This window comes from Pseudomonas sp. NBRC 111131 (assembly GCF_001320525.1).
Lineage (GTDB): Bacteria > Pseudomonadota > Gammaproteobacteria > Pseudomonadales > Pseudomonadaceae > Aquipseudomonas > Aquipseudomonas ceruminis.
Genome location: NZ_BCBH01000032.1, coordinates 51,283 through 66,689, shown reverse-complemented (window position 1 = coordinate 66,689; position 15,407 = coordinate 51,283). Strand labels below are relative to the sequence as shown.

General features: G+C 62.0%; 12 protein-coding genes. 11 read left to right on the top strand and 1 reads right to left on the bottom strand.

Annotated features, from left to right (window positions below):
* Window positions 1-316: 316 nt before the first annotated feature.
* A protein-coding gene (locus APH34_RS28910) for an IS3 family transposase (RefSeq protein ID WP_156358112.1) occupies window positions 317-1,536 on the bottom strand; the annotation gives its coding sequence in 2 pieces (ribosomal slippage) (window positions 317-1,188 and window positions 1,188-1,536; 1,221 coding nt in all).
* A 555-nt stretch (window positions 1,537-2,091) separates the two neighbouring features.
* On the opposite strand from APH34_RS28910, the gene APH34_RS22895 reads away from it, so the two are divergent.
* From APH34_RS22895 to APH34_RS22850, 11 genes are all read left to right on the top strand, one after another.
* Window positions 2,092-4,527, top strand: coding sequence for a membrane-bound PQQ-dependent dehydrogenase, glucose/quinate/shikimate family (locus APH34_RS22895; RefSeq protein ID WP_054903073.1), 2,436 nt, complete (start codon window positions 2,092-2,094; stop codon window positions 4,525-4,527).
* A gap of 176 nt (window positions 4,528-4,703) precedes the next feature.
* The gene (locus APH34_RS22890; protein ID WP_054903072.1) at window positions 4,704-5,165 is read left to right on the top strand and encodes an Lrp/AsnC family transcriptional regulator; all 462 of its coding nucleotides are present in this window, start codon (window positions 4,704-4,706) and stop codon (window positions 5,163-5,165) included.
* Between the two features lie 168 nt (window positions 5,166-5,333).
* Entirely contained in the window at window positions 5,334-7,016 is a 1,683-nt protein-coding gene (locus APH34_RS22885; protein ID WP_054903071.1) for an NAD(P)/FAD-dependent oxidoreductase, read from the top strand.
* A gap of 14 nt (window positions 7,017-7,030) precedes the next feature.
* Entirely contained in the window at window positions 7,031-7,825 is a 795-nt protein-coding gene (locus tag APH34_RS22880; protein WP_054903070.1) for a carbon-nitrogen hydrolase family protein, read from the top strand.
* 92 nt (window positions 7,826-7,917) lie between these two features.
* Complete coding sequence (gene pqqF / locus APH34_RS22875; protein WP_054903069.1) at window positions 7,918-10,206, top strand: pyrroloquinoline quinone biosynthesis protein PqqF; 2,289 nt, start codon at window positions 7,918-7,920, stop codon at window positions 10,204-10,206.
* Between the two features lie 170 nt (window positions 10,207-10,376).
* Window positions 10,377-10,448 (top strand): pyrroloquinoline quinone precursor peptide PqqA, encoded by a 72-nt coding sequence (gene pqqA / locus APH34_RS28905; protein ID WP_003243383.1) that lies wholly within the window; start codon window positions 10,377-10,379, stop codon window positions 10,446-10,448.
* A gap of 84 nt (window positions 10,449-10,532) precedes the next feature.
* Window positions 10,533-11,444, top strand: a complete 912-nt coding sequence (pqqB, locus tag APH34_RS22870) for a pyrroloquinoline quinone biosynthesis protein PqqB (RefSeq protein ID WP_054903068.1) — start codon at window positions 10,533-10,535, stop codon at window positions 11,442-11,444.
* 9 nt (window positions 11,445-11,453) lie between these two features.
* A complete protein-coding gene (pqqC, locus tag APH34_RS22865; RefSeq protein ID WP_054903067.1) occupies window positions 11,454-12,209 on the top strand; it encodes a pyrroloquinoline-quinone synthase PqqC in 756 nt (251 codons plus the stop codon).
* A complete protein-coding gene (pqqD, locus tag APH34_RS22860; RefSeq protein WP_054903066.1) occupies window positions 12,206-12,481 on the top strand; it encodes a pyrroloquinoline quinone biosynthesis peptide chaperone PqqD in 276 nt (91 codons plus the stop codon). The genes pqqC and pqqD overlap by 4 nt, the downstream gene beginning before the upstream one ends.
* Window positions 12,453-13,601, top strand: coding sequence for a pyrroloquinoline quinone biosynthesis protein PqqE (pqqE, locus tag APH34_RS22855; RefSeq protein WP_054903065.1), 1,149 nt, complete (start codon window positions 12,453-12,455; stop codon window positions 13,599-13,601). Before pqqD ends, pqqE begins: the two co-directional genes overlap by 29 nt.
* Window positions 13,567-15,390, top strand: coding sequence for a S9 family peptidase (locus APH34_RS22850; protein ID WP_054903064.1), 1,824 nt, complete (start codon window positions 13,567-13,569; stop codon window positions 15,388-15,390). The genes pqqE and APH34_RS22850 overlap by 35 nt, the downstream gene beginning before the upstream one ends.
* The last annotated feature ends 17 nt before the right edge of the window (window positions 15,391-15,407 follow it).

The window sequence follows — 15,407 nt, the reverse complement described above, 5'->3', positions numbered from 1 at the left end:
GGTACGAGTCAACCCGCAGCAGTCCGATACCTGACGGCATGCTGTCCGTGACCCAATGAACGCGAGGTTAGGTGGAACCCAGAATCGGTACACTGCGGGTACAGGTATGGATTTCCTAGCTCTTCGCTAAGTTACGCTCTCCCCTAGCAACCACGCTATTCTCAGCTAGATGTATCTGCGCTAGGCTACGCTCGAATTACCTGAGCTAACAGCGTTCCCGAGCAACTCATAATCCTTTGGTCCACGGTTCGAGTCCGTGTGGGCCCATGTCTAGTCCTGAAATAGGTTTTCACCTGTTCAGGTAGGCCGATAGGCCTCAAAACGCCCGATGCACCGCATCGGGCGTTTTGTTTTTCAGGGCCATATGGGGCCGTTCTGTGTCGTAGATCTGCACTGCCTCATCAACCATCTGCCTCGCTTGCTCCAGATCTTCAGGACTGCTCAACAGCAGCTCCATCTTGAGGTTTCCGTTGATTCGCTCAGCCAGCGCGTTCTGGTAGCAGTCATACCCATCAGTCATGGAGCACTGAACGCCGTGCCGTTGGTGCAGTGACTGGTATAGCGCCGAGCAATATTGGATGCCTCGATCCGAATGGTGGACTAATGGCTGGCGATGACGTCGCTTTCGTAAGGCCTGCTTGAAGGCTTGCGCTGCTGACTCGGCATGCAGGCTTTCATGGACGTGGTGACCAACAATTTTCCTGGAGTACGCGTCCGTTACCAGGCTCAGGTACAGCGGGCCGTTACGTGCGGGCAGATATGTAATGTCGGCAACCCAGACGTGCTCCGGCCTTGTCGGAGCGACTTGGCTTGGACCGGGCTTGATTAAGTTGGGATGGCGGTAGAAGCGATGAAAGCTCTGTGTTGTCTTGTGGTATGCCCGCTTGGGCAGCACCAGCAAACGGCGCTCTCCCAAGACCTGAAACAGCCTATCTCGGCCGACTTGGAATCGCTTGTCAGGTTGGCAATGCAGCAAATAGTGCAGCTTGCGGGTACCCAGACGCGGCTGGCGCAGCCGGACTTGCTGAACAAACTGAACCACCCGATCTGCCTGGCGCTCTTTGCCATCAGCGGCTCGGTTGCGTTTGTAGTATGCCTGTCGACTGATGCCTAGAAACTGACAAGCCCTGGCAATGCTCAGTCCTGCGACTTGGCCTTGCGAGAGGACTTGCCGGATCGCTTTTTTACGACCGAAACACCATAGTCATTTTTCAGAACATCAACGACCGTCTCGAAGAACTGGGCCTTCTGGCTCATCAGCTCAAGCTGCTGCTCAAGCTCTTTGATCCGCTGCTCTGGAGTGAGCGGTTTGGGGTCAGACATCGCGCAGCTCCTCTCGACTCGGATCGATGCCCCTTGGCTCCAATCCTGCCGACCGTGCTTACGCAACCATACCAGAACCGTCGACCGGCCCTGGATGCCATACCGTTCCTGGGCCTGGCCGTAGGTCATCTCGCCTTTTTCAATCTGATCAACCACCGCCAATTTAAAAGACAGTGAGTAATCACGCCGTGTGCGCTTTACACCTTGCTCCATCTGACTCTCCGGAAATTCGGGATGGGAGGTGTAAACCTTATTCAGGACGGGACACCACCAAATACGAAGCCGCGCAAATGCGCGGCTTTTTCGTTCCTGCCCCCCCCAGCGCTTTGCGATGCTAAGCCTTCCCCCATCGCATCGCCTTTGTGCCGAAGCAGCCTGGTGCCACGGCCGGGTGTGGCAGCCAGCGCTAGGCCATACAAATTGTTACCAATTCAATAATACTCTTTTCCAGGCTGCTTGATTTATCCCCTCCGTACAGCGTTTTAAACTAAAAACACCACCCGTTTTCTCAACCCAGCGTTGGGAATCGGACACTTCGTTAAACGGTGTTTTAACCCCTTCATGGAACAACACCGTACTGACCTGCAGCCAGGATTAATGGCATGCCATCTATCACGCTGACGCCTATGGCGAACTTTGCCGTCGGCAAAAGCGTGCACCCAGCTCCTGTACGCACTATCCGCAATAACCGACAACGGCCGCGCCCAGGCCCGCTTTCTCGCACCCTGAGGGAACAGCCATGTACTCACCAACAGAGCTTACACAACTATGACGGATGACAATTGTTCCAACGCTGAGAAGCACTCGTTAAGTAATGCTGCGCGACTGCTGTTCTCGCTACTTGCACTAGGTGTAGCGGTGGCATTGATTTACGGTGGCTCCAAACTTCTGGCACTGGGCGGGTCAAGTTACTACTTGCTTGCGGGACTTGCCTACGCCGTGCTGGCTGTACTGGTATTCTTGCGCAAGGGTATCAGTATTGTATTTTCCACCCTTATATTCCTTGCCACGTGCGCCTGGGCATTCTACGAAGTGGGGCAGTTCAGCTACTGGCAACTACTGCCTCGTTTGGTCGTTCCGGCGATTCTTCTGACCCTGAGCCTGTGGGTGGGCGCTGCACTGCCCGATACTTCTGCAAGCACACGCCGAGCTGCCAATCGCTCAGGGCTGGTCGTATTCCTGGCATTGATCGCCACGTTCATCGCCGCCTTCTTCCCCCATGGTGGGATCTCGACGCCCATTGCAGCAGGTAGCCTGCCAGCCCCAAACGCAGCCTCAAGCGCCCCGGAAAATTGGGAGTTCTTCGGGCGCAATGCCTCGGGGACCCGCTTCGCCCCCTACACGCAAATCACCCCGGAAAACGTCAAGGACCTGCAAGTTGCCTGGACCTACCGGACCGGCCGCAGAACCAGCGGCCCAGGGGCTGGGGTCGACGAGAACACGCCATTGCAGATCGGCAACGTCCTGTACTCGTGCACACCGGAAAACCTGATCACCGCGCTTGATGGCGATACCGGCAAACCCCTCTGGAGGTTCGACCCTCACGCCAAAAGCGCAGAGCACGTGACTTGCCGTGGCGTGGGCTATTACGACATCGACCGGGACGACAGCCTGAGCGCCGAGGTCAAAGCCTCTCATGCCAGCGAGCAGCAATGCCGTCAGCGCATCCTGGTGTCGTCGGTCGATGCCCGGCTGTTCGCGCTGGATGCACACACCGGCACCCTTTGCCCCAACTTCGGCGAGCAGGGTTACGTTGACCTCAAGAAAGGCATGGGGCCGACAGAGCACAGCAAGCGCTACCACCCCACTTCTCTCCCTGTAGTCATGGGCCACCTCACCGTGGTGGGTGGCTGGGTGCGTGACATCGTGGCCGGCGAGCCTTCCGGTGCCGTGCGTGCATTCGATGTGCTGACCGGTGCTTTGGTATGGGCCTGGGATGTGGGTGCGCCTGAGGGCACCGACACAGCGGCGGCTGACCACCAGTTCGCGCTTGAAACACCGAACGTGTGGACCATTCCCACCTACGACAAAGAACTGAACCTGGTCTACCTGCCCACCGGCAATGGCCCACCTGACTACTGGGGTGGCGACCGTAACTCTGTGAAAGAAAAGTTCGGCACAGCGATTGTCGCGGTCGATGCATCCACGGGTAAGGCCAAGTGGGTTTTCCAGACGGTGCACCATGATGTCTGGGACTACGACCTGCCGTCGCAACCTGTGCTCTACGAGATGAAGAATGCACAGGGCACAAAGACCCCGGTCCTGATCCAGACCACCAAGACCGGCCATATCTTCGTGCTGGACCGCCGCACCGGCCAGCCTGTCACTGAAGTTCAGGAGCGCCCTGTTCCCACTACACCGGCTGCAGAAGGCGAACACCTGTCCCCGACCCAGCCGTACTCCGCTGGCATGCCGGTCATTGGCGCGGACCCGTTGACCGAGCAGTCGATGTGGGGGGTGTCCACGTTCGACCAGCTCTACTGCCGGATCATGTTCAAGGACTCGGTGTACGTCGGCCCGTTCACACCACCCACTGAAAAACCGTACATCGAATGGCCTGGGCTGTTGGGCGGCATGAACTGGGGGGGTATTTCCATCGATGAAAACACCGGCATGATGTTCGTCAACGACATGCGCATGCCGCTGCGCATGTCGCTGGTGACCAAGGAAAACACCCGCAAATACAAAGTCTCGACCGATGAGGTGCCTGGCTTCATGGGCACTATTCGCCCGCAGGTCGCAGGCATCTATGGCGGTGTGAAGATCGACATCCTCCAGTCCCCGTTGGGCGTGCCATGCAACACGCCACCGTTCGGCAGCATGAGCGCAATTGACCTCAACACCCAGAAACTGGTGTGGCAGGTGCCACTGGGCACGGTGCAGGATACTGGCCCGCTGGGGATCAAGACACACATGCAGATCCCCCTGGGTATGCCTACCCTCGGCGGCCCTACCTCAACGGCATCCGGCCTGGTGTTCTTCGCCGGCACCCAGGACTACTACCTGCGTGCGCTCGATTCGGCAACCGGCAAGGAAGTCTGGAAGGCCCGCTTGCCCGTCGGTGCTGTAGCCGCACCGCTGATCTACAAGTCCCCCACGACCGGCAAGCAGTATGTGGTGATCTCCGCTGGCGGCATGAGCCACTCGCCCGATGTGGGCGACTACATCATTGCCTATGCGTTGCCTGACAGCATCAAGCCGTAACGGCTGATTGGTGCAGTACGAAAAATCCCCGCTTGCGGGGATTTTTTCACTGTCAGTCAGCCCATCCCGCCCAAGAAAAGCCCGAACGGCTCAATGACTAGGGCGCAATACACTTCGAGCCTTGCCCTGGCTGGCACTCGATGGCTAGGCTAGCAGGCCAACCGTAGAGACTCGCCATGTCGGATTCCCGCTTCATTACGCTGGATGAAATCGATCGCCAGCTGATCGCCCTGCTGCAGATCAACGCACGCGAAAGCGTCGCCACCCTCGCCCGTCAGCTGGGCATCGCCCGCACCACCGTCAACTCGCGCCTGGAGCGGCTGGAGAAGAACAAGGTCATCTCTGGCTATGGTGTGCGCCTGGGCCAGCAGGTGATGGGCGGTGGGCTGCAGGCCTACGTGGGGATCAAGGTGCAGCCGCGCTCGGGCAAGGAGGTGGTGCGGCGCCTGAGTGCGATGGGGCAGGTGCAACAGCTGTGCGCAGTGAGCGGTGAGTTCGATTATGTGGCCTGGCTGCGCACGGATTCGCCGGAGCAACTGGACCAGTTGCTCGACCAGATCGGCAGTGTCGACGGGGTGGAGAAGACCACCACGTCGATCATTCTCAGCAGCAAGGTGGACCGCGGGCAACCGACCTGATCAGCCTTCGTCATAAACCAGCTTTTATCTATCATTTCGACGAAACAAACGACATTCAGACAACACTCTGCGCCTTAATAACGAAAACACCACGCCCTAAAATGACCCCCAGGCATCTCCTATACTCAAGCTCCGCTCCCCGCGCAGCCTTCCTGGCAAGGTCACTTCATGAACAAGAAAAACCGCCACCCCGCCGACGGCAAAAAGCCCATCACCATCTTCGGCCCTGACTTTCCCTTCGCCTTCGACGACTGGCTGGAACACCCCGCAGGCCTGGGCAGCATCCCGGCTGAGCGCCATGGTGAGGAAGTGGCGATCGTTGGCGCCGGCATTGCGGGCCTGGTAGCGGCTTATGAGTTGATGAAGCTCGGCTTGAAGCCGGTCGTTTACGAGGCGTCAAAGCTGGGCGGCCGACTGCGCTCGCAAACCTTCAACGGCACTGACGGGATCATCGCCGAGCTGGGCGGCATGCGCTTCCCGGTATCGTCGACTGCCTTTTACCACTACGTGGACAAGCTGGGCCTGGAGACCAGACCCTTCCCCAACCCACTGACGCCAGCCTCGGGTAGCACGGTGATCGACCTGGAAGGCCAGACCTACTACGCCGAAAAACCCAGCGACCTGCCCAAGCTTTTCCATGAAGTGGCCGACGCCTGGGCCGACGCGCTGGAAAGCGGCGCCCAGTTCGCCGACATCCAGCAAGCCATCCGCGACCGTGATGTGACGCGCCTGAAAACGCTGTGGAACAAACTGGTCCCGCTATGGGATGACCGCACCTTCTACGACTTCGTCGCCACCTCGCGCTCGTTCGCCAAACTGAGCTTCCAGCACCGCGAAGTGTTTGGCCAGGTCGGCTTTGGTACCGGCGGCTGGGACTCGGACTTCCCTAACTCGATGCTGGAAATCTTCCGGGTGGTAATGACCAACTGCGACGACCACCAGCACCTGGTGGTTGGCGGTGTGGAGCAAGTACCGCAGGGCATCTGGCGCCATGTACCGCAGCGCTGCGTGCACTGGCCGGAGGGCACCAGCCTCAGCGCGCTGCATGGCGGCGCGCCGCGTACCGGGGTCAAGCGCATCGCCCGCGGCAGCGATGGTCGCCTGGCCGTCACCGACAACTGGGGCGACACCCGGCACTACAGCGCCGTGCTCGCCACCTGCCAGACCTGGCTTTTGACCACCCAGATCGACTGCGAGGAATCATTGTTCTCGCAAAAGATGTGGATGGCCCTGGACCGCACCCGCTACATGCAGTCGTCGAAGACGTTCGTCATGGTCGACCGACCATTCTGGAAGGACAAGGACCCGCAAACCGGGCGCGACCTGATGAGCATGACCCTCACCGATCGCCTCACCCGCGGTACCTACTTGTTCGACAACGGCGACGACAAACCGGGGGTGATCTGCCTGTCGTACGCGTGGATGAGCGACGCTCTGAAGATGCTCCCGCACCCGGTGGAAAAGCGCGTGCAGTTGGCCCTGGATGCGCTGAAGAAGATCTACCCGAAGACCGATATTGCCGGGCATATCATCGGCGACCCGATCACCGTTTCCTGGGAGGCCGACCCGCACTTCCTCGGTGCCTTCAAAGGCGCTCTGCCGGGCCATTACCGCTACAACCAGCGCATGTACGCGCACTTCATGCAACAGGATATGCCTGCCGAGCAGCGCGGCATATTCATCGCCGGTGATGACGTATCGTGGACCCCGGCGTGGGTGGAAGGGGCGGTGCAAACGTCGTTGAATGCGGTGTGGGGTATCATGAACCACTTCGGTGGTCACACCCACCCGGACAACCCCGGCCCGGGCGATGTGTTCGACGAAATCGGCCCGATCGCCCTGGCTGACTGACCCAAGGAGGCGCCATGCGCATCGCTCTGTACCAGGGCGCGCCCAAGCCACTGGACGTGCCCGGCAACCTGCAACGCCTGCGTCACCAGGCGCAGCTGGCAGCCGAACGCGGCGCACAGTTGCTGGTCTGCCCCGAGATGTTCCTGACCGGGTACAACATTGGCCTGGCCCAGGTCGAGCGCCTGGCCGAAGCCGACGATGGCCCAGCGGCGCTGGCGGTGGTGGAGATCGCCCAGGCGCACCGCATCGCTATCGTCTATGGCTACCCCGAGCGCGGCGATGATGGGGCGATCTACAACAGCGTGCAGTTGATCGATGCGCACGGCCGTAGCTTGAGCAACTACCGCAAGACCCACCTGTTCGGGGAGCTGGACCGCTCAATGTTCAGCGCAGGCGCCGACCACTTTCCGGTGGTAGATCTGGACGGTTGGAAAATCGGCCTGCTGATCTGCTACGACATCGAGTTCCCGGAGAATGCCCGGCGCCTGGCGCTGGGCGGTGCCGAACTGATCCTGGTGCCGACGGCGAACATGACGCCGTACGACTTTACCTGCCAGGTGACCGTGAGGGCGCGGGCACAGGAGAACCAGTGCTACCTGGTGTATGCCAATTACTGCGGCTCGGAAGCACAGATCCAGTATTGCGGGCAGAGCAGCATCATTGGCCCGGATGGCAGCCTGCTGGCCATGGCCGGCCGGGACGAATGCCAGCTGCTGGCCGAGCTGGAGCATGAGCGTGTGGTACAGGGCCGCATCGCGTTTCCCTACCTGGCCGATCTGCGCCAGGAGTTGCACCTGCGCAAGGGCTGAAAGGGATCGCCGTGGCGGCCGCTGGCAAACCAGCCATTGGGCCGGGCCTGCCGATAAATGAGTTAGCATGGACCGCAGCTACCGGAGCCCCCATGCCTGACGCCACCCGCCACCTTACCCTCGCCAACGGCCTGCAGCTGACCCTGCGCCACGCCCCGCGCCTGAAGCGCTCGGCTGCCGCCCTGCAGGTGCACGCTGGCAGCCATGACGCGCCAGGCCAATGGCCGGGCCTGGCCCATTTCCTCGAACACCTGTTCTTCCTCGGCACACCTCGCTTTGCGCTGGACGACGGCCTGATGCGCTACGTCCAGACGCTCGGAGGCCAAGTCAATGCCAGCACCCGCGAGCGCACTACCGACTTCTTCTTCGAGGTGCCGCCCAGTGCCTTGGCCGGGGGCCTTGAGCGCCTGTGCCAGATGCTGGCCGAACCAGACCTGGGTATCGACCGCCAACGCCGCGAACGCGAAGTGATCCACGCCGAATTCATTGCTTGGTCGCGCAATCCACAGGCACAGCAGCAGTTCGCCTTGCTGCAGTCAGTATCGCCGGGCCACCCGCTGGGCGCTTTTCATGCCGGTAACCGCTACACCCTGGCCTTGCAGGATCCGGCCTTTCAGCAAGCGCTTGCAGGCTTCCACCAGCGCTTCTACCAAGGCGGCCAGATCACTCTGAGCCTGTGCGGCCCGCAACCGTTGGATGAGCTGGAACAGCTGGGCAGGCAATATGCCGAGCTGTTCGCGCCGGGTCAGCGTGTGCCGCAAGCGCTTGCACCGCCACTGTCGAGCACAACCACAGACCTGGTTTTCACTCACGAGCATCTCCCGCCAGCTGCCGAGCAGGCCTTGGCGCTGCTGATCAGTTGCCTGGACGACAGCCGCCCGGGTACCTGGCTGGCAGCGCTTCGCCAGCGGGGCTGGCTGCAAAGCTTCAAGGCTGAAACGCTGTATGCCTTTGCTGGGCAACTGCTGTGGCACATCGACCTGAAGCTCACCGCCGACGCCTGCCCGGATGAAGCCCGCGCCCTGCTGCAGGGTTGGTTCAATTTCATCCGCCACACCGACCTTCAGCAGTTGAATAGCGAATTCGGCCTGCTGCAGCTCAGCCGCGAACGCAGCGCCAGCGCGCTTGAGCTGGCCCGCCGGGACAGCACAGGCCAGCCGTTCGGCAAATTGCAGGCGCAAGGTTTGCAGGCCCTGCGCACACTGACCGAGGGCCTGCCGGGCCAGGCATATGGGCAGTGGCAAGTGCCCCCGCCTGACCCCTTGCTGCTGGCAGGTTTGCCCAACACCGGGGGGCAGCCTCTACCGCCGGCGCTGAGGGTCAGCGACCCGTTGCCAAGCGCTCGTCAATACGCCGCGCTTTACCTGCGCTGGCATGTACCTTTGCCTGTGCGCCAGCGCTTGCAGAGTGTGCTCGAGCGAGCGCTCGCCCCCCTGCAGGAACGCTGCGAGCGCGCGTCGGTCCAGCTGCAGTTCAGTGCCGCTGGCGAGTACTGGCAACTGCGCTGTGCCGGGCAACCGGCAGCAGTGCTTCGGGCTGTGGAACAGGCCTTGGCATTGATGCTCAAGCCTCCAGCCAGTAGTTGGCAACCCAGCGCGGCCACGCCCCCGGCCCTGATCCCCATCAGGGCCTTGCTCAAGCAACTGCCCGATGCGGTGCTGGGCGCCCGGGCCGTCGCTGAATCTGAACGCACGCTGGCACAGCCGCAACTCGACAGCCTGTGGCAGCACGCACACTGGCACGGCCTTGCCGCGGGCTTGGACGATGCCGCGCTGGGTATCCTGGGTACGGTGTTGCAGCAATGCCCTGGGCAGGGCTCGCGACCTGGCCCCCTCCCTACCTGGGCCAACCATCGCTGGCAGCACGTCGACGTGCCAGGCAGTGAACACGCCCTGCTGCTGTTCTGCCCATTACCTGCGGCCAGCGAAGCCTGTGGCCGCCTGCTGGCGCACCTGCTGCAAGGGCCGGTTTACCAGCGGTTGCGGGTGGAGCTGCAACTGGGCTATGCGGTCTTCAGCGCCTTTCGTCAGGTCGAGGGCGTCAGCGGCCTGCTGTTCGGCGTGCAATCGCCCCACACCCGCCAGGCGCAGGTCCTGGGCCACCTGCTCACGCTGCTGCAACAAGGTGTCACCCTTGACCCGGCCGCCCGCCAAGCCCTGGCACGGCAATTCGACGAGCCCGCGATGGCCAACGCCGATGTCGCCGAATGGGCGTGGCAGACACACCTGGCTACACAACCCGGCAGGCTGGATGCGCTGCGCAGGGCTATCCTGAACACGCGGCAGACGGATCTGGACCACCTGCTGAGCAACGTGCTCGATACAGGTTCCACTTGGCTGTGTCTAGCTAACGCTGCCGCGCCAGACTCTACATGGTGCTGAGCCGACTCAGCGATTGTTACGCGAACGGTAATGGCACTTTTCCGATAATTAACCTTTCAGTACAAATTTTTCTTGTAAGATAGCGCAATCCCAGTTCTGGGAACCTCCTGCGCATGGCGGTACCCAAGTAGTAGCTGAGCCACCAAAACCCATCCCGAAGGAGTCATCCCATGTGGACCAAACCTGCATACACTGATCTGCGTATCGGCTTCGAAGTCACCATGTACTTCGCTAACCGCTAAGCCCGGCTTGCGGTTACACGCCTCGGCCCGCCGGGGCGTTTTCGTTTTTCAGGTACGGTTTTTCGCACAGCATAGAGAGTAGCCATGTACATCCAGGTTCTCGGCTCCGCCGCCGGTGGCGGGTTCCCGCAATGGAACTGCAACTGTGTCAACTGCAAGGGCTACCGTGACGGCACCCTGCGCGCCCAGGCGCGGACCCAGTCGTCCATCGCCCTGTCCGACGACGGCGTGCACTGGGTGCTGTGCAATGCCTCGCCCGACATCCGCGCCCAGCTTCAGGCCTTCGCGCCGATGCAGCCGGCCCGGGCCCTGCGCGACACCGGCATCAACGCGATCGTGCTGCTGGACAGCCAGATCGACCACACCACTGGCCTGCTCAGCCTGCGCGAAGGCTGCCCGCACCAGGTGTGGTGCACCGACATGGTCTACCAGGACCTGACCACCGGCTTCCCGCTGTTCAACATGCTCAGCCACTGGAACGGTGGCCTGCAGTGGAACCGCATCGAGCTCGAAGGCAGCTTCGTGATAGACGCCTGCCCCAACCTGCGCTTCACCCCGTTCCCCCTGCGCAGCGCCGCGCCCCCCTACTCACCGCACCGCTTCGACCCGCACCCGGGCGACAACCTTGGTCTACTGGTCGAGGACACCCGTACCGGCGGCACACTGTTCTATGCCCCCGGCCTCGGCCAGGTGGACGACAAGCTGCTGTCGATGATGCACGGTGCCGACTGCCTATTGGTCGATGGCACGCTGTGGGAGGATGATGAAATGCAACGCCGGGGTGTCGGCACCCGCACCGGCCGCGAGATGGGCCACCTGGCGCAGAACGGTCCCGGCGGCATGCTCGAGGTGCTGGACGGTTTCCCGCGCCAGCGCAAAGTGCTTATCCACATCAACAACACCAACCCGATTCTCGACGAAGACTCTGCCGAACGGGCCGAGGTCCAGCGCCGCGGCGTGGAAGTCGCCTTCGACGGCATGAACATCGAGTTGTAAGGAGGCACCATGAGCGACGCACTGCCAATGTCCCCTGCCGAGTTCGAGCAGGCTCTGCGCGCCAAGGGCGCCTACTACCACATCCACCATCCCTACCATGTGGCGATGTATGAAGGGCGCGCCAGCCGCGAGCAGATTCAGGGCTGGGTGGCGAACCGCTTCTACTACCAGGTGAACATCCCCATGAAGGATGCCGCGATCCTGGCCAATTGCCCGGACCGTGAAGTGCGCCGCGAGTGGATCCAGCGTTTGCTCGACCATGATGGCGCGCCTGGCGAAGACGGCGGCATCGAGGCCTGGCTACGCCTGGGCCAGGCCGTGGGCCTGGACCCCGACCAACTGCGCTCCCAGGAACTGGTGCTGCCTGGGGTGCGCTTTGCCGTGGACGCCTACGTCAACTTTGCCCGCCGCGCCAGCTGGCAAGAGGCCGCCAGTAGCTCACTGACCGAACTGTTCGCCCCGCAGATTCACCAGTCACGGCTGGACAGCTGGCCGCAGCACTACCCGTGGATCGACCCCGCTGGCTACGAGTACTTCCGCACCCGCCTGGGCCAGGCCCGGCGTGATGTCGAGCACGGCCTGGCGATCACGCTACAGCACTACACCACCCGGGCCGGCCAGGAGCGTATGCTGGAAATCCTGCAGTTCAAGCTGGATATCCTCTGGAGCATGCTCGATGCCATGAGCATGGCCTACGAGCTGAACCGCCCGCCCTATCACACCGTCACCCAGCAACGGGTATGGCACAAGGGGATCGCCCTATGAGTTTCGATCGCACGCAAGTACCCCACTGGCGCCCTGGCTATCGCTTTCAGTACGAACCCGCGCAAAAAGGCCATGTGTTGCTGTACCCCGAGGGCATGATCAAGCTCAACGACAGCGCCAGCCTGATCGGTGGGTTGATCGATGGTCAACGTGACGTGGCAGCGATCATCAACGAACTCGAACAGCAATTTCCCGGTGTCCCGGAAGTGGCCGATGACATCGAGCAGTTCATGGAGGTGGCCCGTGGCGAACACTGGATCGTCCTCGCCTGAGGTGCCGGTAGGCTTGCCGCTGTGGCTGCTGGCCGAACTCACCTACCGCTGCCCGCTGCAGTGCCCCTACTGCTCCAACCCGCTCGACTTTGCCGAACAGGGCAAAGAGCTGTCGACCGAGCAGTGGTTCAAGGTGATGGCTGAAGCCCGCGAAATGGGCGCTGCGCAAATTGGCTTTTCCGGCGGCGAACCGCTGGTGCGCCAGGACCTTGCAGAACTGATCGGCGAGGCGCGCCGGCTGGGCTATTACACCAATCTGATCACCTCAGGCATCGGCCTGACCGAAGCGCGCATCGCCGCCTTCAAAGAGGCCGGCCTTGACCATATCCAGATCAGCTTCCAGGCCAGCGACGAGCAGGTGAACAACCTGCTGGCCGGTTCGAAGAAAGCCTTTGCGCAGAAACTGGAAATGGCCAGGGCAGTAAAAGCCCACGGTTACCCGATGGTGCTCAACTTTGTCACCCACCGGCACAACATCGACAAGATCGACCGCATCATCGAGCTGTGCATCGCGTTGGAAGCTGACTTTGTCGAGCTGGCCACCTGTCAGTTCTATGGCTGGGCGCACCTGAACCGGCTGGGCCTGCTGCCGACCCGTGAACAGCTCGAACGCGCCGAGCGCATCACCAACGTGTACCGGGACAAACTCAAGGCCGAGGGCAACCCGTGCAAGCTGATCTTCGTCACCCCGGACTACTACGAAGAGCGTCCCAAGGCCTGCATGAACGGCTGGGGCAGCCTGTTTCTCACCATTACCCCGGACGGCACCGCGCTGCCCTGCCATGGTGCGCGTCAGTTGCCAGTGCAGTTCCCCAACGTACGCGACCACGACCTGCACCATATCTGGTATGAGTCGTTCGGCTTCAACCGCTTCCGTGGTTATGAATGGATGCGCGAACCGTGCCGCTCCTGTGACGAAAAAGAAAAGGACTTCGGCGGCTGCCGCTGCCAGGCCTTCATGCTCACCGGCGACGCCAGCAATGCCGACCCTGTGTGCGCCAAGTCGGCCGACCATGGCCTCATCCTCAAGGCCCGCGAGGAGGCGGAAACTGCCGACCTTGCCATTGAACAGATGACCTTCCGCAATGAACGAAACTCACGTGTCATCGCCCGCGGCTGAATTCAGCGCGGCCCAGGCGGTCGCCGCCGGCACCGACTTCGCCGAGCTCAAGGTCAGCGCCGATGGGGTGTTCTGGAACGAATTCCGCCCGGCCGATGGTGCCTGCCGCATCTGGCATTGGCGCGACCACCAGGCCCGCTGCCTGACACCCGATGGGTTCAGTGTACGCAGCCGGGTCTACGAATATGGCGGTGGCAGCTTTTGCCTGGGTGGCGACGGGCTGCTGTTCGTCAACGAGAACGATCAGCAGGTCTACACCCAGGACCTCGAAGGCTCGCCACCGCGTGCCCTGACTCAGAGCCTGCACTCCCGCTACGGCGACCTCCAGTGGCACCAGGAGCAGGTGCTGGCCGTCGAGGAGTGCCATGGCGAACAGGTCGAGCATCGCCTGGTTGCCTTGGGTGAGGGCCACTTTGAGATCCTGGCCCAGGGCGCCGATTTCTACGCCTCCCCCACCCTGAGCAGCGATGGCAAACGCTTGGCCTGGGTCGAATGGAGCCGTCCTGCACAGCCTTGGACGGTCACCCGGCTGATGTGTCGACAACGGCAAAACGACGGCACCTGGGGGCCTACGCGGTGTGTTGCCGCCCATGACGAGTCGCTGCAACAGCCACGTTTCGACGCTGAAGGCCGCCTGTACTGCCTGTCTGACCGCAACGGTTTCTGGCAACCGTGGGGCGAGGTCGATGACCATTGGCAGGCCTTGCCCGCCCTACCGGCAGACCACGCTGCCGCCCCCTGGCAACTGGGCGCCAGCACGTGGCTGCCAATGGGGCCGCAAAGCTACCTGGCCAGTTGGTTCGAAGGGGGCTTTGGGCAACTGGGGCTACGCGCCGCAGACGGCCAGGTAGAAAGGTTCGCCAGTGCCTACAGCCGGTTTCGCAGCCTGGCCATGGATGCCGGACACCTCTACGCCATCGCTGCCTCGCCGATCAGCCCGCCAGCGGTCATCGCCATCGACCGGGCCAGTCATGAGGTAAGCATCCTGGCCGGCGGCGTTGAGGTACTGCCGGCCGAATGCATCAGCCTGCCCCAGGCGATCCACTACGACAGCGGCGGCGAGATCGCCCATGGTTTTTTCTACCCGGCCGCTGGCGGGGACAGCGCTTCGCCCCTGGTAGTTTTCATTCACGGTGGGCCCACCTCGGCCTGCTATCCGGTGCTCGACTCGCGTATCCAGTACTGGACGCAGAGAGGCTTTGCCGTGGCCGACCTGAACTATCGCGGCAGCACCGGCTATGGACGTGACTACCGCCAGGCATTGCATCTGCGCTGGGGTGACAGCGATGTGCAGGACGCCTGCGCCGCCGTCGAGCACCTGGCTGAGCGCGGCCTGATCGACGCCAGCAAGGCATTCATTCGCGGCGGCAGCGCGGGCGGCTACACCACCCTCTGCGCCCTGGCGTTCCACGATGTGTTCCGTGCAGGAGCCAGCCTTTACGGCGTCAGCGACCCGGTTGCCCTGGGCCGCGCCACACACAAGTTCGAAGGCGACTACCTGGATTGGCTGATTGGTGACCCGAACCGGGACGCCGAGCGTTACCGGCAGCGAACACCGCTGTTGCACGCTGCGCAGATCAAGGTGCCGGTGATTTTCTTCCAGGGTGAACTGGATGCGGTGGTGGTGCCTGAGCAGACGCGGTCGATGCTCGAAGCATTGAAGTGCAACGGCATCGAGGCCGAGGCGCATTTTTATGCGGGCGAGCGCCATGGTTTTCGTAAAGCCCAGAACCTGGCGCATGCATTGGAAGAAGAGTGGAAATTCTATTGCCGAGCATTGGCCCGGTAAACGCCTGGGGCTGCTGC